Origin of the sequence: Streptomyces sp. NPDC058145, from assembly GCF_042884245.1 — a bacterium.
Classification (GTDB): Bacteria; Actinomycetota; Actinomycetes; order Streptomycetales; family Streptomycetaceae; genus Streptomyces.
The window spans coordinates 79528-96059 of sequence record NZ_JBHVUH010000008.1 but is presented as its reverse complement, the minus strand read 5'-3'; the positions used below and the strand labels follow the sequence as shown (position 1 = coordinate 96059).

The following is a 16532-nucleotide window of genomic DNA, read 5'->3' as shown; positions in this document are numbered from 1 at the left end:
TACGAGCTTATCGTCGCATTCACTCTTCTCAGTCGACCTCGCACAGTCGCCCTATTACCTCGGCCCAAGGCGTCACGACGCGTCGATGAACCGGTCGAGCACCCGGACACCGAACTTCAGCCCGTCCACCGGCACCCGCTCGTCCACGCCGTGGAACATGCCGGCGAAGTCCAGCTCCGGGGGCAGCTTCAGCGGCGCGAAGCCGAAGCCCCGGATGCCGAGGTCGTCGAAGGACTTGGCGTCGGTGCCGCCGGAGAGCATGTAGGGGATCGCCTTGGCGGTGGGGTCCTCGGCGAGCAGCGCGGACTGCATGGCCTCGACCAGCGCGCCGTCGAAGGTGGTCTCGACCGCCTTGTCGGCGTGCACGTCCTCGCGGCGGACGTGGGGCCCGAGGAGCCGGTCGAGGTCGCCGAGGAACTCCTCCTCGTGCCCCGGCAGGAACCGTCCGTCGATGTGCGCGGTGGCCTCCCCGGGGATGACGTTGACCTTGTAACCGGCGTTGAGCTGGGTGGGGTTGGCGGTGTTGGAGAGGGTCGCGCCGATGAGCTTGGCGATGCCGCCGAGCTTGGCGAGGGTGGCCTCCATGTTCTCCGGGTCCAGCTCGGTGCCGAGCGCGTCGCCCAGCTCGTCCAGGAAGGCCCGGGTGGTCTTGGTGACCCGGACCGGGAACCGGTGCCGGCCGACCCGGGCGACGGCCTCGGAGAGCTCGGTGATGGCGTTGTCCCGGTGGATCATCGACCCGTGCCCGGCGGTGCCGGCCACGGTCAGCTTCATCCAGTGCATGCCCTTCTCGGCCGTCTGGATCAGATAGAGCCGCCGCTGCTCGTTCACCGTGAACGAGAAACCGCCCACCTCGCTGATCGCCTCGGTGACGCCCTCGAACAGGCCGGGGTGGTTGTCGACGAGGTGGCGCGCGCCGTACGTGCCGCCCGCCTCCTCGTCGGCGAGGAAGGCGACCACGATGTCGCGCGGGGGCCGGCGTCCGCTCCTGAGCCGGTCGCGCACGACCGCGAGGGTCATCGCGTCCATGTCCTTCATGTCGACGGCCCCGCGCCCCCACACACACCCGTCGGCGACCTCGCCGGAGAAGGGGTCGTGGGTCCAGTCGTGGGCGTTGGCCGGTACGACGTCCAGGTGGCCGTGGATCAGCAGCGCGGGCCGGGACGGGTCCTCACCCTCGATGCGGGCCACGGTGGAGGCGCGTCCGGGGTGCGACTCGAAGATCTCCGGCTCCAGCCCGACCTCGGCGAGCTTCCCGGCGACGTACTCGGCGGCCGCCCGTTCGCCGGGCCCCGAGTGGTCGCCGTAGTTGCTGGTGTCGAACCGGATCAGCTCGCGGCAGAGGTCCACGACCTCGTCCTCGCCGGTGACGCCCCTGGCCGTGTCCGTCTCGCTCACGCTGATTCCTCCCACTGTCACTGCTGGTGGTCCTGTCCATCCTCCCCCCGGCCCCTCCCCGCGCCCAAGACCGGACCCGGCCCGTCACGCGCCGTTCACGCCGGACGGGTTCCGTGGACGGGGCGTGATCGGCCGCCCGCGAAAGCCTGGTAGTCTTTCCTTCGTCGCCGCGGGGGAAACCCCGCACGACAGACACCTTGTCCGGGTGGCGGAATGGCAGACGCGCTAGCTTGAGGTGCTAGTGCCCTTTATCGGGCGTGGGGGTTCAAGTCCCCCCTCGGACACCAGCGAGGCCCCTGCTCTGCGGGGGCCTTTTGCATGCCCTGCTTTCGCGTGCCCTGAGGGGCGGACGCCGTCCGGGCCGCGAGACGGACGCTTCTCAGCGGGGCGCGGTGGCGCGCAGGGGCCGTGCGGTGAGGGTGCCGTCGTCGCTCCGCTCGACACGGGTGCCGAGGTCGCGGGCGCACCGGTCGAGCACGGTGCTCAGCCAGGCGGTGTCCTCGGCCGAGGCGTGTTCCAGGCGCATCCGGCGGGCCCGCAGGGGCACCATCCGCAGGCGGGTCAGCCGGCCGGTGCCCTCCTCGAGGGTCACCAGGTACAGCAGGCGCAGGTCGTCACGGTAGCGCTCGTAGCCGCTGATGCCCTCGTAGTCGTCGACGAGGTCGCCGCAGCCGTACAGGACGAGCCGGCCCCGGTACACCTCGGGGGCGCGCGCGTGGTGGGAGGAGTGGCCGTGGACGACGTCCACACCGGCGTCGACCAGGGCGTGGGCGAAGCGGACCTCGCCGCCGGGGACGCCGTATCCCCAGTTGGGGCCCCAGTGGACGGAGGCGACGACGAGGTCGGCGGGCCGCCGGAGCTGGCGCAGGCAGTCGGTGAAGGCGGCCGCGCCGGCCGGGGTCGGCGCCGCGATCAGGGCCACCCCGGAGCGGTCGGCGGTGGCGGCCCAGCCGTGCGGGATACCGCTGGAGGGCATCCCGAAGGAGAAGACGAGGACGCGCCCGCCCGACTTCAGGGGCACGGCGGCGGGCCGCCAGGCCGCGACCGCGTCGAGGCCCGCTCCGGCCGTGCGCAGCCCTGCTCCCGCCAGGCTGTCCAGCGTCTCCGCCAGGCCGGGCGGCCCGAAGTCGAGCACGTGGTTGTTGGCGAGGACGCAGACGTCGGGGCGGGCCGCGGCGAGACAGGAGAGGTTCGCCGGGTTCATGCGGTAGTGGACGGCCTTGCCCGGGGCGAAGTCGCCGTCCTGGGTGACGGCGGTCTCCAGGTTGATCACCCGTACCTCGGGCGCGGCCCGGTCCAGGCAGGGCAGTGCCTCGCCCCAGGGCCAGCCCGGGTCCACCGGTCGGGGTATCGGGCCGTTCACGGCCTCGGCGAGGGCCACGTAGTCCCGGGCGTCGTGCACGTAGTCCTCCCGCAGGGCGGGGTCGCCGGGGTGCGGGAGGATCTGGTCTACGCCCCGGCCGAGCATGACGTCACCGGCGAGGAACAGGGTGACGGCGCCCTCGCGCATGGTCCCGGCCTACACGTGCGCCGGGGCCATGTGGTCGGCGAACCAGTCGCGGGCCAGTTCGGTCACCCTCTCCAGCGTGCCGGGCTCCTCGAAGAGATGGGTGGCGCCGGGCACCACCTCGAGCCGGCTCTCGCAGCGCAGCGCGGCCTGCGCCTCCCGGTTGAGTTCGAGCACCTGCCGGTCGGCGCCGCCCACGATGAGCAGGGTGGGCGCGGTCACTTCGGGCAGCCGGGCTCCGGCGAGGTCGGGGCGGCCCCCGCGGGAGACGACGGCGGCGGGGCGGGCCGACGGTTCGGCGGCGGCCCACAGGGCGGCGGCCGCGCCGGTGCTGGCGCCGAAGTAGCCCACCGCGAGCCCTTCGGTGTCGGGCTCCTCGCGCAGCCACCGGGTGACGTCGGAGAGCCGGCCGGCCAGCAGTCCGATGTCGAAGACGTTGGCCCGGTCGTGTTCCTCGTCCTCGGTGAGCAGGTCGAACAGCAGGGTGCCGAGTCCGGCCCGGTTCAGTCCGCCGGCTACGAACCGGTTGCGGGGGCTGTGCCGGCCGCTGCCGCTGCCGTGGGCGAAGGCCACGACTCCCGTCGCGCCCGCGGGCAGCGTGAGCCGCCCGCGCAGCCGGACGGCTCCGGCGGCGATCTCGACCTCCCGGTCCCCGGGGCCGGTGCCGGCGAAGCGTTCGTGGCGGTGGGCCGCCTGCCGCAGCCAGGCGGTGACCTCGTCGTCGGCGACCTGGGTGAAGTCGCCGTAGAACTGGCCGATCGCGTAGAAGTCCGCCGGGGTGGCCAGGCAGACCAGGTCGTCGGCCTCCCCGGCGAGCCGGTGCGGGAAGTCCCAGGGTGCGACGGGCACCGCGAGCACGATCCGGGCGGCGCCGCGGGCCCGGGCGATCCGGCAGGCGACCCGCGCGGTGGAGCCGGTGGCGACGCCGTCGTCGACGATGACGGCGGTCCGGCCGGCGACGTCGGCCGGCCGGCGGTCGCCGCGGTAGCGGGCGGCGCGCTGCGCCAGGACGGCGCGCTCGTGCGCCTCGACCCGTTCCAGGTCGGCTTCGGATGCCCCGCTGCCGCGCAGCACCTCCTGGTTGATGACGCGGACGCCGTCCTCGCCGATCGCGCCCATGCCCAGCTCCGGCTGGTGGGGCACGCCCAGCTTGCGGACCAGGCAGACGTCCAGCGGGGCGTCGAGGGCCTCGGCGACCTGCGCGCCGACCGGGATCCCGCCACGGGGCAGTCCGAGCACCACGACGTCCTGGCCTCTGAGGTACTCGAGGCGGGCGCCCAGTCGCCGTCCCGCCTCGAGCCGGTCGGTGAAGAGCACGATGGGCTCCCTCATTCCCGGGACAGCCAGAGGGGCACGGGAGCCTCCCGGTCGGTCGCGCCCATGTCCTTCATGTCGCCAGCGGCCGCGCGCAGCAGCACCCGGCCCATGGCGATCAGCGCGCGTCCGGCGGCGAGTTCGTCGCCGATGTCGGGCACCGCCGTGTCGTAGGGGTTGCGGCGGGCCTCGGCGTGGCTCTCCAGGACGTTGTCTCCGGTGTCCAGGACGATCCGGGCGGTGGTGTCCGGGTCGTGTTCGGACAGGTACAGGTTCAGCCGCCATTCCTTGACGGACGGAGGACGGCTGCTCAGGGGTCGACTCATCGTCCGCCTCTCCTCACTGCGCTGCGAGGCCAACGGGACGCACCGCGCGCGCGTCACCCCTTCCACTGTGCACCGGCCGGGCGTCCGCCGCACCGGCGGCGGACCGGCGCGGCGGCTTGGGCAGAATGAGGGGCATGACCACGCGCGCCTGCTTCTGCGGACTTCCCCTGCCCTACGACGCCTGCTGCGGCCGTTTCCACTCCGGGGCGGCCGCAGCTCCGACCGCCGAGGCGCTGATGCGGTCGCGGTACAGCGCGTTCGTCCGGGGGGACGCGGCGTATCTGCTGCGGACGTGGCATCCCCGCACCCGCCCCGAGCGGCTGGAGCTGGATCCCCGGATGAAGTGGACGGGGCTGGAGATCCTGGAGACCGGGGAGGGTTCGGCGTTCCACCGCGCGGGGACGGTGACCTTCCGGGCCTCCTACCGGGGCGGTTCGCTGCATGAGCGGAGCCGGTTCGAGCGGGTGGACGGGGCGTGGGTGTACGTCGACGGGGACTTCCTCGACTGATCCCGGCCGCGGACGTCCGGACCACCGCGGTTCCGGGACGTCAGGGCGCCAGGATGTCCAGTTCCTGGAGGGCGCCCTCGGTGATCTCCCTGGTGAGCCGTTCGGCGCGGGTGCGGTCGCCTTCGCGGACCGCCTCGGCGACCTGGACGTGCAGGGTGACGGCCGCCGGGTCGGGGTCCTCGAACATGACCTCGTGGTGGGTGCGCCCGGCCAGCACCTCCGCGACGACGTCGCCGAGGCGGGCGAACATCTCGTTGCCGGAGGCGGTGAGGATGACCCGGTGGAAGGCGATGTCGTGGACCAGGTAGTCCTGCAGCCGGTGTCCGCGTGAGTTGGCCACCATCCCGAGGGCGCACTCGGTGAGTTCGGCGCACTGCTCGGGCGTGGCGTGGGTGGCGGCGAGGCCGGCGGCCACCGGTTCGACCGCGGAGCGCAGCACGGTCAGGGAGCGCAGCTGGTGCGGGCGGTCGGCGCCCGCCAGACGCCACCGGATGACCTGCGGGTCGTAGACGTTCCACTCGCACTTGGGGCGGACGGTGACGCCGACCCGGCGGCGGGACTCGACCAGGTGCATGGACTCCAGCACCCGGACGGCCTCGCGCATCACGGAGCGTGAGACCTCGAAGTGCTGTGCCAGCTCGTCGGTGCGCAGCACGCTGCCCGGCGGGTAGTCACCCGCGGTGATCGCGGGACCGAGGGTGTCCAGTACGTGGCCGTGCAGCCCCCGGCCCGGTGTGCTCATGGAGTCAGCGTACGGCCTGGATCACGGCGACAAAAAGTCAGACTTATATGTCACACACTCTTGAATTCGTCGTACCTAATAGGTTTCAGTGTGGCGACGCCGAAGTGGCGTCGGATGTCGAGGAAGACAGCGAGGCAGTCATGCGCACCCCCCAGGTCGTCGTCGTGATGGGCGTCGCCGGGACGGGCAAGACCACGATCGGTCCGTTGCTCGCCGCCCGGCTGGGTGTCCCGTACGCCGAGGGCGACGACTTCCACCCGCGGGCCAACATCGAGAAGATGACGGCCGGCGTTCCGCTCGAGGACGCCGACCGGTGGCCGTGGCTGGAAGCCATCGGGCACTGGGCGGACGGGCGGTCCGGGCTCGGCGGGGTGGTCAGCAGCTCGGCGCTGAAGCGGTCGTACCGCGACCGGCTCAGGGCCGTCGCTCCGGGAGTGGTGTTCCTCCACCTCACGGGCGACCGCGAGCTGATCGAGGACCGGATGTCGCACCGGCAGGGTCACTTCATGCCGACCGCGCTGCTGGACTCCCAGTTCGCCACGCTGCAGCCGCTGGAACCGGACGAGGCCGGAGTGGCCGTGGACGTCAGCGGCAGCCCCGAGGAGATCACCGCACGCGCCGTGCGGGCCCTCGACGCGTTTTCCGACACCTCCGAGTAACACCTCACCCCCGTCCCCCGTACCTGCAAGGGAACCCCCGTGACCAGACTCAGCGTCGAGATGCTGGCAGCGGACGCACCTCCGCCGATCACCTCCGCCGGCCATGCCCAGCTCGGCATCGCCGTCCTGGTGGGCATCGCCGTCATCGTGCTGCTCATCACCAAGTTCAAGCTCCATGCCTTCCTCTCGCTGACCATCGGGTCACTGGCGCTCGGCGCGGTCGCCGGGGCCCCGCTGGACAAGGCCATCGTCAGTTTCACCACCGGGCTCGGCAGCACCGTGGCCGGCGTGGGCGTCCTGATCGCGCTCGGGGCGATCCTGGGCAAGCTCCTCGCCGACTCCGGCGGCGCCGACCAACTCGTCGACACGATCCTCGCCAAGGCCGGCGGGCGGTCGATGCCGTGGGCGATGGTGCTGATCGCGTCCGTGATCGGTCTGCCGCTGTTCTTCGAGGTCGGCATCGTGCTGCTGATCCCCGTCGTGCTGATGGTCGCCAAGCGCGGCAACTACTCCCTGATGCGCATCGGCATCCCGGCGCTCGCCGGTCTGTCCGTGATGCACGGCCTGATCCCGCCGCACCCCGGCCCGCTCGTCGCGATCGACGCGGTCAAGGCCAACCTGGGTGTCACGCTGGCGCTCGGCATCCTGGTCGCCATCCCCACGGTGATCATCGCCGGTCCGGTGTTCTCGCGCTTCGCCGCCCGCTGGGTGGACGTCCCGGCTCCCGAGCGGATGCTCCCGCAGCGCCCGTCCGAGGAGCTGAAGCACCGTCCGGGCTTCGGCCCGACGCTGGCCACCGTGCTGCTCCCGGTGGTGCTGATGCTGGCCAAGGCGCTGGTGGACATCGTGGTGGACGACACCGCGAACATGACCCAGCGGGTCTTCGACGTGGTGGGTTCCCCGCTGATCGCGCTGCTCGCCGCCGTCATCGTCGGCTTCTTCACGCTGGGCCGACCCGCCGGGTTCAGCAAGGAGCGCCTGCAGCAGACGGTCGAGAAGGGCCTGATGCCGATCGCCGGCATCCTGCTGATCGTGGGCGCCGGCGGCGGCTTCAAGCAGACGCTGATCGACTGCGGAGTGGGCCAGATGATCCTGGACATCTCCAAGGACTGGTCGATCCCGGCCCTGCTGCTGGCCTGGCTGATCGCGGTCGTGATCCGGCTGGCCACCGGCTCGGCGACGGTGGCGACGGTCTCGGCGGCCGGTCTGGTCGCGCCGCTCGCGGCCGACATGTCGACCACCCACTCCGCTCTGCTGGTCCTCGCCATCGGCGCCGGCTCGCTCTTCTTCAGCCATGTCAACGACGCCGGTTTCTGGCTGGTGAAGGAGTACTTCGGGCTGAGCGTCGGGCAGACCGTGAAGACCTGGTCGGTGATGGAGACGATCATCTCGGTGGTCGCGGGCGGGCTGGTCCTGCTGCTGTCACTCGTCATATAGGCGCGGTACACATAGGCGCTGCACACGTAGGCGCGCAGACACCGCTCACCCCCTCCTCGGCGGCCGAGGAGGGGGTGAGTCCCGTTTCAGGGGCGCCACAGCGGGTGTTCCCGCTCGGCCCACCGTCTGCTCACCGTGCCGGTCCGCAGCCCGCGCCGCGCCTCCGGGTCTCCGAGCGCCATGCCGATGTGGCCGGCCAGCACCACGCCGATGGTCAGGGCCAGCCAGTCGTGCACGAAGGTCGCCGAGGTCCGCCAGACCAGCGGGGTGAGATGGGTGAACCACATCATCAGGCCGGTGCCGAGCATGACCAGCGTGGCACCGGCGATCCAGGCGGCGTAGACCTTCTGGCCTGCGTTGAACTTGGCCGCCGGCCGCGAGGAGCGGCGCTTGTCCCGGCTGAGCGCGGCCCACAGCCAGACGCGGTCGTGCGGGCCGAAGCGGTTGAGGAAGCGCAGGTCGGCTCGGAAGGCGCGGGAGGCGAGGCCCAGCAGCACGGGGACGGGCAGGGCGAGCCCGGCCCACTCGTGGACCCGGACGACCAGTTCGCGGCGGCCGACGAGCACGGCGAGCTGCGGGATATATAGGCAGGCCGCGGTGAGCACGCACACGCCCATCAGCGCGGCCGTGCCGCGGTGCACCCAGCGCTGGGCCGGCCCGAAGCGGCGGACGCGGGAGTCCGGCGGTGCCGGGGTGTCAGCTCGTAGGCTCATCGGTCCGTCCGTTCGACCGGCCGACCCAGGCGTCGACGTCGTAGCCGAGCCGCTCCCAGTAGCCGGGCCGGACGTGGTCGGTCACGGTGATGCCGGAGAGCCATTTCGCGGACTTGTAGAAGTACATGGGCGCGACGTAGAGGCGGACGGGGCCGCCGTGGTCGTGGCCGATGTCCTTGTCCTGCATGCGCAGGGCGACCAGGACGTCCCGGCGGCGGGCCTGGTCGAGGGTGAGGCTCTCGGTGTAGGTGCCGTCGAAGCAGGTGAAGCGGACCGCCCGGCCGGCGGCCCGTACTCCGGCCGCGTCCAGCAGCAGGGAGAGCGTCACGCCCTGGAAGGGGGTGCCCGGGACCCGCCAGCCGGTGACGCACTGGACGTCCCTGACCAGCCGGGTCTGCGGCAGCGCGCGCAGGTCGGCGAGGGTGTAGGTGCGCGGGTGGTCGACCAGGCCGTCGACGGTGAGCCGGTAGTCCGCGGGGCTCTTGTGCGGGACGGACGCGGCCACCGAGTAGTAGCGGAAGCCGCCGCCGTTGGGCAGCAGGCCGGTCAGGCCCGTCGGATCGTCGCCGGAGAGGCCGCCGAGGAAGCCCTCGAGGCCGCGTTGCACCACCGGAGCGGTGGCGACGCCCAGCGCTCCCAGGGCGAGGGTGCCGAGGAAGACGCGTCGGCCGACGGGCCGGCCCTGGGCGCCGGGGTCCTCGGGCGGTTCGGGGTTCACGTGTTCATTCGAGCACTTCCGGCCGGGGCGGGGCCAGCGTGTGCGGGCATCGGTCAGAGTTCCGTAAGGACTTCCCGCCCGGGTGCGGGAGCGCTCCCGCCGCGCGGGTACGGGCGTCCGCCCAGCGCACGGGCGCGGGCCGCGCGGAAGGCCGGCCACGGCTCGCGGTGCGGGTACGACCAGGGGACGGGGGTGGCGTGCCGGCCGATGCGCCGGAACAGGGCCGCCGCCTCGGCCGGGCGGCCGGCGCAGGACACGGCGAAGGCGAGGTGGTTGAGGTCGGTGTGGCGGCGGGGGTGTTCGTCGTGTTCCCACTCCAGCCACCAGTCGAAGGCCGCGCGCAGGACACGGCGGGCCCGCGGGCCCGACCAGTGCCCGCTGCGGGACGGGTCGGCGGGGGCCAGGCCGGTGGCGGCCAGGACGCGGTAGCGCTCGGCGTACGCGACGACCGGGAGGACGGCCAGCGGGGAGTCGGCGGGGGCCTCGGCGGCGGCCCGCTCGGCGAGGTCGTACGCCTCGTGGGACTCGGCCCGGCCGCCCTGGGGCCGCTCGGCGAGCCGGGCGACCAGCAGGTGGTGGGCGTGGTGGTGTTCGGGGTGGCGCTCGCGCAGTTCCGCGAAGGCGCGCAGCAGTTCGCGTTCGGGGCCCAGGGTGCGCGAGAGCAGGAGCAGGCCGAGCCAGGGGGTGGGGTCGGCGGGGGCCAGAGCGGCCGCGGTGCGGCAGGCGGCGCGGGCCCGGTCGGGGCTCTCCTTGCCGCCCAAGGTCCGCCGGACCAGTGCCAGGGCGTGCAGGGCGGCGGCGTCGGGCGAGTCCGGTTCGGCGAGCAGCCAGTCCTGGGCCCAGGCGGCGGCGTACGGCGCGCCGGCGAGCACGGTGAGGCGGTGGCCCCGGCGGTCCCAGTCGTCGCCGGTGCGCCGCAGCAGGGCGCGGGTGGCCTGTCGCCGGCCCTGGGCCAGCGAGGTGCGGGCGGCGAGGAGTTCGGCGTCGTCCGCGGCCTCGTCGAAGGCGCCGGAGTCCTCCGGGGCGGTGTCGCCCGGCTGGTGCGGGAGGGCACGGCGGGCGCCGAGCAGAGACGGGATTGGGGGCACCGCGGGACTTCCTGTTTCTCGGGCTGCCATCGACCGATCACGCACAGCAAACCCCCAGCCAAGGTTTGCGTCAAGCGGAACCGGAGTGTTGCCCTCTTCAACCAGCTTGTGGCGCTGGGCACTTGGGGCACGGACGCGCTGGTCGCCGCCGGATCCGGGTGGCGGGCGGACGGGACGGTGTGGCGTACGCCATGGCACGGTGTCCCGGGAGCGCTACAGTCGGCCACCGGGGTCGTTCCGGCGGATCAGGCCGGCTCCGGGCTCCGGTGTCTTGTCAGTGCTGGTGAGCGGGGCGTGGTGCGTCCAGCCGCCGCAGATGGGCCTGCCACGCCCCGCGATTCCGGCATGATCCGCCGGACAGGCCCCAAGCGCCCGTGGTCCGGCCGGATGATCGAGGTACGCAGCGTGTCCGTTCTGGTTGTCCTGCTCGCTGTGAGCGCCGCCTGCTGCGTGGGCTTCGGGTTCGTGCTCCAGCAGAGCGCCGCGCAGCAGGCTCCCCTCGGCGACTTCCTGTCGTTCCGGCTGCTGCTGGACCTGATGCGGGTGCCGCGCTGGCTGGGCGGCATCGCCCTGATGGTGGCCGGCATGGTGCTCGGTGCCGTCGCCCTCGGCAAGGGCGAGATCTCGCTGGTCGAACCGCTGCTCGCGACGAACCTCCTGTTCGCGCTCGCCCTGTCGCGCCTGCTCACCAGGAAGTCGCTCGGCCGTCAGGGCTGGGCCGGGCTCGTGCTGCTCGCGGGCGGGGTGAGCGTGTTCATCGTGGCGGGCGAGCCACGCGGGGGCAGCGCCGTCACCGACCCGGTGCGGCACTGGCTGATCATCGGCGTGATGCTCGGCGCGGCCCTGGTGCTCACCACCTGGGCGAAGCGGTCCCGGCTGAACGGGGGCCCGGTGCTGCTGGCCACGGCGGCCGGGCTGCTCTACGGCGTGCAGGACGCGCTCACCCGGATCAGCGGCACCCGCTTCTCGGCGGGCGGCTTCACGGAGCTGCTGACCGGGTGGCAGCCGTACGGCGTGCTCGCGCTGGGCGTCACGGGACTGGTCCTGGTGCAGAGCGCGTTCGAGACGGCTGAGCTGCGCATGTCGCTGCCGGCGCTCACCGCGGCCCAGCCGCTGGCCGGCATCCTGTGCGGAGTGGGCTTCCTCGGCGACCGGCTGCGCACCGACACCGGGGCGCTGGCCTGGGAGTCGGCGGGGCTCGCGGCGATCGTCGCGGGCATCGTGCTGCTCGGGCTGCATCCGGCGATGCCGTCCGGCGCGGCGGACGCGGAGCGCGCCCGGGACCTCCAGTCACGCTGAGCCCGCGCGTCGGGCCCCTGCTTGGATACGGGCATGAACCCTGCTGACGAGATCCTCGACATCGTCGACGAGAACGACCGGGTGGTCGCCCGGGTCCCGCGCGGCGAGGCATACGCCCGGGGCCTGCGCCACCGGTGTGTCTTCATCCAGGCCCGGGACGCGGCCGGGCGCCTGTTCGTGCACCGCCGCACCCCCACCAAGCTCGTCTTCCCCTCCCTGTACGACATGTTCGTCGGCGGTGTGGTGGGCGCGGGCGAGTCCTACGACTCGGCGGCGCTGCGCGAGGCCGAGGAGGAACTGGGCGTGTCGGGCCTGCCCCGGCCGGAGTTCCTCTTCAAGTTCCTCTACGACGACGGGGCCGGGAAGAGCTGGTGGTCGGCGGTGTACGAGGTGCGCTGCGACCTTCCCGTGCGGCCCCAGGTGGAGGAGGTGCAGTGGCACGGCTTCCTGTCCGCGGACGAGGTGGAGCGGCGGCTCGGCGAGTGGGAGTGGGTACCGGACGGCGTGGCGGCCTACGAGCGGCTGCGGGCGTTCCGGTCGGCCCGGTGACACCCCGGTAGGGTCCTGCGCGTGAGTGAGTTCGTACGCAACGTCCGGCTCTGGTTCGCCCCGGAGCGGGTGCGCGAAGAGGGCGGTACGCCCGACTACCGGTTCTCGCTGGCCAACGAGCGCACGTTCCTGGCCTGGCTGCGGACCGCGCTCGCGCTGATCGGCGGGGGATTCGCGGTGGACCAGTTCCTGCCGGACCTGCGCTGGGCGTGGCGGGTCGGCCTCGCGCTCGCGCTGCTCGGCGCGGGGGTGCTGTGTTCGCTGCGCGCGGTGAACCACTATGTGCGCTGCGAACGGGCGATGCGGCGGGGCGAGGACCTGCCGGCCTCCCGGTTCCCGGCGGTGCTGAGCCTGGTCGTGGCGGTGGTGGCGGTCGCGATGGTCGTGGTGGTGCTGGTCGGATGGGCGGGGTGAGCACGGCCGGCCGTGATCCGGGTCTGCAGCCGGAGCGCACCCGGCTGGCCTGGCGGCGTACGACGCTGTCGGCCGCCGTGGCCGCCGTGCTCGCGGTGAGGGCCGCGCTGCACGGCGGGGCGTCCGCCACCGCGGTCGTCGGATGCGCGCTGTGCTGTGCGCTCTGGCTGGGCTTCCTGCGGGTGGCCCACCATCGCATCCGCGCCCTGGCGGCCGAGGCCCGGCCGCCCGCGCTCGCGCCGCGGCACGCCACGGCGGCCGCGCTGTGCGCGGTGGCGATGGCCGTGTGCGCGGTCGTGCTGGTGGTCTGAGCGGGCGTTCCCGGTCGCCTGAGGACGTCCCTCGGGAGCGGCCCTCGGACTCTAGGAGGTTCCCTCGGTCTCCCAGTCGACCGTCACCACGATCTTCCCGCGGGTGCGCCCCTCCTGGTTCAGCCGGTGCGCGTCGGCCGCCCGCTCCAGCGGGAAGGCCTCCTGGACGTGCACGGACACCACGCCCTGCTCGGCCAGTTCGGACAGCTTGCGCAGGTCCTCGGCGTCGGGCCGGACGAAGTGGTAACGGCCGCCGAACCCGACCACCTCCGGGTCGGCGATCGACACCAGCCGGCCCTCCGGGGCGAGCAGGTTGGCCGAGACCTTCAGGGTGTCGCCGCCGATGGTGTCGAAGACGGCGTCCACGCCCTCGGGGGCGAGCCCGCGCACCCGCTCGGCCAGGCCCTCGCCGTAGCTCACCGGCTCGCCGCCGATCCCGCGCACGAAGTCGTGGTTGTGCTCGCTCGCCGTGCCGATCACCCGGGCGCCGAGGTGGGCGGCGATCTGGACGGCCAGTGAGCCGACCCCGCCGGCCGCCGCGTGCACCAGGACGGTCTCGCCGCGCTTGACCTCCAGGGCCTTGACCAGGACCTGGTAGGCCGTCAGCCCGGCCAGCGGCAGCCCGGCCGCCTCCTCGAAGGAGAGGTTGCGCGGCTTGCGGGCCAGGGTGCGCACGGGCGCGGCGACGTACTCGGCGAAGGTGCCCCGGGACAGGAAGTCCTCGCGGACGTAGCCGATGACCTCGTCGCCGACGGAGAACTCCGGTACCGAGGCGCCTGGCCGCACCACCACTCCGCTGACGTCCCAGCCGGGGATCACCGGGAAGACGGCGGCCAGGATCTGGTCCAGGTAGCCCTCGCGGCACTTCCAGTCGACCGGGTTGACGGCCGCGGCGCGGACCTTGACCAGCACCGAGTCGGGTCCGACCTTGGGGTCGTCCACCTCGCCGTACTCCAGCACCTCGGGCCCGCCGTAGCGGCTGTAGCTGATGGCCTTCATGCCCACGACCCTCCGGGGTCCTCGTGTGCCACGCAACCGGTATGCCGGGATGTGCACCGTTCGCGTGACAGCGTCTGCGTCGCCCTCACCCGTACCCCGAAGACTGCCGCCATGACCACCCGCCGCGCGCGCGGCGCGGCGATTATCGTGGCTCCGGTCACGTTCGGGGCCAGGTTCGGCACGTGCACTGGACGGCATACCGACCGGTCGGCATCATAAGACGCGTTCCTGTTCACCCGTTCGTAGGAGTGATGTATGAGCGCGGACCACCCGCCCGGACTCGATCTCGACCGGCTGCGCGCGCTGCTCGACCGTGAGCGGCCCGGCCTGGTGAACGGCCCGCTCTCCGGCCGGCTGATCGAGGGCGGACGGTCGAACCTCACCTACGCGCTCTCCGACGGCGCCTCGCGGTGGGTCGTCCGGCGGCCGCCACTCGGTCATGTGCTGGCCACCGCGCACGACATGAAGCGCGAGCACCGGGTGATCAGCGCCCTGCACCCGACGGACGTGCCGGTCCCCCGGCCAGTGCTGCTGTGCGAGGACGAGGAGGTGCTCGGGGCGCCGTTCTACGTCATGGAGTTCGTCGAGGGCACGCCCTACCGCACCGCCCAGCAGCTCGCCCCGCTCGGCGAGGCGCGGACCCGGGGCGCCGTGCTCTCGCTCGTCGACACGCTGGTCGAGCTGCACGCGGTGGACCCGGCGGCCGTCGGCCTCGAGGACTTCGGGCGCCCGGAGGGCTTCCTGGACCGCCAGCTCCGCCGCTGGGGCAAGCAGCTCGACGCCTCCCGCAATCGTGAGCTGGCGGGCGTCGACGAGCTGCACGCGGCCCTCGGCCGCGCCCTGCCCACCTCCCCCGCCCCGGCCGTCGTCCACGGCGACTTCCGGCTGGACAACGTGCTGATCGGCCCCGACGACACGATCAGGGCGATCCTCGACTGGGAGATGTCGACCCTCGGCGACCCGCTCACCGACCTGGGCCTGCTGGTGATGTACAGCACGCCGCTCGGCCTGCCGAGGTCGCCGGTGTCCACGACCGCCGAGGCGCCCGGACACCCCTCGCCCGCCGAGCTGATCGAGCGGTACGCCGCGCGCTCGGGGCGCGACGTCCGCGCCGTCTCCTGGTACACGGCGTTCGCCTGGTTCAAGCTCGCCGTGATCCTGGAGGGCATCCACTACCGGTACACGCTCGGCCAGACGGTGGGCCGCGGCTTCGACCGGATCGGCGAGCTGGTGCCCGTCTTCATCGACCACGGACTGACCACTCTTCAGGAAGGCTGACCGGACATGGACTTCGCGTTCGACGCGCACACCGAGGAGCTGCGCACCAGGCTCCTCGCCTTCATGGACGAGTACGTGTACCCGGCCGAGCCGGTCGCCGAGGAGCAGCGGGCCGCGCTGGCCTCGCCGTGGGACACCCCGGCCGTGGTGGAGGAGCTGAAGGCCGAGGCGCGCAGGCAGGGCCTGTGGAACCTCTTCCTGCCCGACGCCGGCGGTGCCGGGCTGACGAACCTGCAGTACGCACCGCTCGCCGAGATCACCGGCCGCTCCCCGCACCTGGCGCCGACCGCGACGAACTGCGCCGCGCCCGACACCGGGAACATGGAGGTGCTGGCGCAGTTCGGCGACGAGCGGCAGAAGAAGCAGTGGCTGGAGCCGCTGCTGGCGGGTGAGATCCGCTCGGCGTTCGCGATGACCGAGCCGGAGGTGGCCTCCTCGGACGCCACCAACATCACCACGCACATCGAGCGGGACGGCGACGAGTATGTCGTCACCGGCCGCAAGTGGTACATCTCCGGGGCGATGAACCCCGACTGCCGGATCTTCATCGTCATGGGCAAGACGGACCCGGACGGCGCCGACATCCGCCGGCAGCAGTCCATGGTGCTGGTCCCGCGCGACACTCCCGGAGTGACCGTCAAGCGCGCGATGCGGGTCTTCGGCTACGAGGACCACTCCCACGGCGGCCACGCCGAGGTCGTCTTCGACCACGCGCGCGTGCCGGTCACCAACCTGATCGGCGAGGAGGGCGGCGGCTTCGCCATCGCCCAGGCCCGGCTCGGCCCCGGCCGGATCCACCACTGCATGCGGCTGATCGGCATGGCCGAGCGGGCGATCGAGCTGATGTGCCGGCGTGCGGCGTCCCGGACCGCCTTCGGCAAGGCGCTGGCCCAGCAGGGCGTGGTGCAGAACTGGATCGCCGACGCGCGGGTCACCGTCGAGCAGCTGCGGCTGCTGGTGCTGAAGACGGCCTGGCTGATGGACACCGTCGGCAACCGGGGCGCGCACACGGAGATCCAGGCCATCAAGATCGCCACTCCGCGCGCGGTGGTCGGCATCCTGGACCGCGCGATCCAGCTGCACGGCGCCGGCGGGGTGAGCCAGGACTTCCCGCTGGCCGAGCTGTACGCGAGCGCCCGCACCCTGATGCTCGCCGACGGCCCGGACGAGGTGCACCAGCGGTCGCTGGCCCGGCGCGAGCTGAAGAAGTACCTGTAGGGGAACGCGGATGAGGGGCGACCGCCCGGGCGGTCGCCCCTCGTTCATGCCCG

At 72.9% G+C, this 16532-nt stretch carries 18 protein-coding genes and 1 tRNA gene; 10 read left to right on the top strand and 9 right to left on the bottom strand.

The features are described 5' to 3' along the window. Positions 1-72: 72 nt before the first annotated feature. Positions 73-1398 (bottom strand): M20/M25/M40 family metallo-hydrolase, encoded by a 1326-nt coding sequence (locus ACFVVO_RS19385; protein WP_390056418.1) that lies wholly within the window; start codon positions 1396-1398, stop codon positions 73-75. 199 nt (positions 1399-1597) lie between these two features. Here ACFVVO_RS19385 and ACFVVO_RS19380 point away from each other — a divergent pair. Next, a tRNA-Leu gene (locus ACFVVO_RS19380) sits at positions 1598-1685 on the top strand. A 92-nt stretch (positions 1686-1777) separates the two neighbouring features. On the opposite strand, the gene ACFVVO_RS19375 is transcribed toward ACFVVO_RS19380, so the two are convergent. Genes ACFVVO_RS19375 through ACFVVO_RS19365 form a run of 3 tightly spaced genes read right to left on the bottom strand, consistent with a single transcriptional unit; the run spans position 1778 to position 4545 of the window. Continuing rightward, a complete protein-coding gene (locus ACFVVO_RS19375; protein WP_390056416.1) occupies positions 1778-2908 on the bottom strand; it encodes a CapA family protein in 1131 nt (376 codons plus the stop codon). Between the two features lie 9 nt (positions 2909-2917). Then, positions 2918-4222, bottom strand: coding sequence for a phosphoribosyltransferase family protein (locus tag ACFVVO_RS19370; RefSeq protein WP_390056414.1), 1305 nt, complete (start codon positions 4220-4222; stop codon positions 2918-2920). An 11-nt stretch (positions 4223-4233) separates the two neighbouring features. Continuing rightward, positions 4234-4545 (bottom strand): dsRBD fold-containing protein, encoded by a 312-nt coding sequence (locus tag ACFVVO_RS19365; protein ID WP_390056412.1) that lies wholly within the window; start codon positions 4543-4545, stop codon positions 4234-4236. Positions 4546-4679: 134 nt separating this feature from the next. Here ACFVVO_RS19365 and ACFVVO_RS19360 point away from each other — a divergent pair, with 134 nt between their 5' ends. After that, entirely contained in the window at positions 4680-5054 is a 375-nt protein-coding gene (locus ACFVVO_RS19360; RefSeq protein WP_390056411.1) for a YchJ family protein, read from the top strand. A gap of 40 nt (positions 5055-5094) precedes the next feature. Here the strand turns inward: ACFVVO_RS19360 and ACFVVO_RS19355 are convergent, their stop codons facing one another. Then, the gene (locus tag ACFVVO_RS19355; protein ID WP_390056409.1) at positions 5095-5796 is read right to left on the bottom strand and encodes a FadR/GntR family transcriptional regulator; all 702 of its coding nucleotides are present in this window, start codon (positions 5794-5796) and stop codon (positions 5095-5097) included. A gap of 140 nt (positions 5797-5936) precedes the next feature. On the opposite strand from ACFVVO_RS19355, the gene ACFVVO_RS19350 reads away from it, so the two are divergent. Both ACFVVO_RS19350 and ACFVVO_RS19345 read left to right on the top strand, forming a co-directional pair. Then, on the top strand, positions 5937-6455 hold the full coding sequence (locus tag ACFVVO_RS19350; protein ID WP_390056407.1) for a gluconokinase: 519 nt from the start codon (positions 5937-5939) through the stop codon (positions 6453-6455). 39 nt (positions 6456-6494) lie between these two features. Then, on the top strand, positions 6495-7892 hold the full coding sequence (locus ACFVVO_RS19345; RefSeq protein WP_390056405.1) for a GntP family permease: 1398 nt from the start codon (positions 6495-6497) through the stop codon (positions 7890-7892). 86 nt (positions 7893-7978) lie between these two features. On the opposite strand, the gene ACFVVO_RS19340 is transcribed toward ACFVVO_RS19345, so the two are convergent. From ACFVVO_RS19340 to ACFVVO_RS19330, 3 genes are read right to left on the bottom strand one after another with little or no spacing between them, the layout of a single operon-like run. Next, positions 7979-8605 (bottom strand): cytochrome b/b6 domain-containing protein, encoded by a 627-nt coding sequence (locus tag ACFVVO_RS19340; protein WP_390056403.1) that lies wholly within the window; start codon positions 8603-8605, stop codon positions 7979-7981. Next, positions 8589-9323, bottom strand: a complete 735-nt coding sequence (locus ACFVVO_RS19335) for a molybdopterin-dependent oxidoreductase (protein WP_390056401.1) — start codon at positions 9321-9323, stop codon at positions 8589-8591. Before ACFVVO_RS19335 ends, ACFVVO_RS19340 begins: the two co-directional genes overlap by 17 nt. Positions 9324-9376: 53 nt before the next feature. Next, the gene (locus ACFVVO_RS19330) at positions 9377-10411 is read right to left on the bottom strand and encodes a hypothetical protein (protein ID WP_390056400.1); all 1035 of its coding nucleotides are present in this window, start codon (positions 10409-10411) and stop codon (positions 9377-9379) included. Positions 10412-10798: 387 nt separating this feature from the next. On the opposite strand from ACFVVO_RS19330, the gene ACFVVO_RS19325 reads away from it, so the two are divergent. From ACFVVO_RS19325 to ACFVVO_RS19310, 4 genes are read left to right on the top strand one after another with little or no spacing between them, the layout of a single operon-like run. Continuing rightward, positions 10799-11710, top strand: coding sequence for a DMT family transporter (locus ACFVVO_RS19325; protein ID WP_390056878.1), 912 nt, complete (start codon positions 10799-10801; stop codon positions 11708-11710). A gap of 33 nt (positions 11711-11743) precedes the next feature. Continuing rightward, positions 11744-12259, top strand: coding sequence for an NUDIX hydrolase (locus ACFVVO_RS19320; protein ID WP_390056398.1), 516 nt, complete (start codon positions 11744-11746; stop codon positions 12257-12259). A 21-nt stretch (positions 12260-12280) separates the two neighbouring features. After that, positions 12281-12673 carry a DUF202 domain-containing protein gene (locus ACFVVO_RS19315; RefSeq protein ID WP_199209958.1) on the top strand — a complete coding sequence of 131 codons (393 nt, stop codon included), beginning with the start codon at positions 12281-12283 and terminating at the stop codon, positions 12671-12673. Next, on the top strand, positions 12661-12984 hold the full coding sequence (locus tag ACFVVO_RS19310; protein ID WP_390056396.1) for a DUF202 domain-containing protein: 324 nt from the start codon (positions 12661-12663) through the stop codon (positions 12982-12984). Before ACFVVO_RS19315 ends, ACFVVO_RS19310 begins: the two co-directional genes overlap by 13 nt. A 51-nt stretch (positions 12985-13035) precedes the next feature. Here ACFVVO_RS19310 and ACFVVO_RS19305 read toward each other — a convergent pair whose 3' ends face one another. Continuing rightward, positions 13036-13983 carry an NADP-dependent oxidoreductase gene (locus ACFVVO_RS19305; protein ID WP_390056394.1) on the bottom strand — a complete coding sequence of 316 codons (948 nt, stop codon included), beginning with the start codon at positions 13981-13983 and terminating at the stop codon, positions 13036-13038. A 255-nt stretch (positions 13984-14238) separates the two neighbouring features. Here ACFVVO_RS19305 and ACFVVO_RS19300 point away from each other — a divergent pair, with 255 nt between their 5' ends. Beyond that, positions 14239-15261, top strand: coding sequence for a phosphotransferase family protein (locus ACFVVO_RS19300; protein WP_390056392.1), 1023 nt, complete (start codon positions 14239-14241; stop codon positions 15259-15261). A gap of 6 nt (positions 15262-15267) precedes the next feature. Next, positions 15268-16479, top strand: coding sequence for an acyl-CoA dehydrogenase family protein (locus tag ACFVVO_RS19295; RefSeq protein WP_390056390.1), 1212 nt, complete (start codon positions 15268-15270; stop codon positions 16477-16479). Positions 16480-16532: the final 53 nt, after the last annotated feature.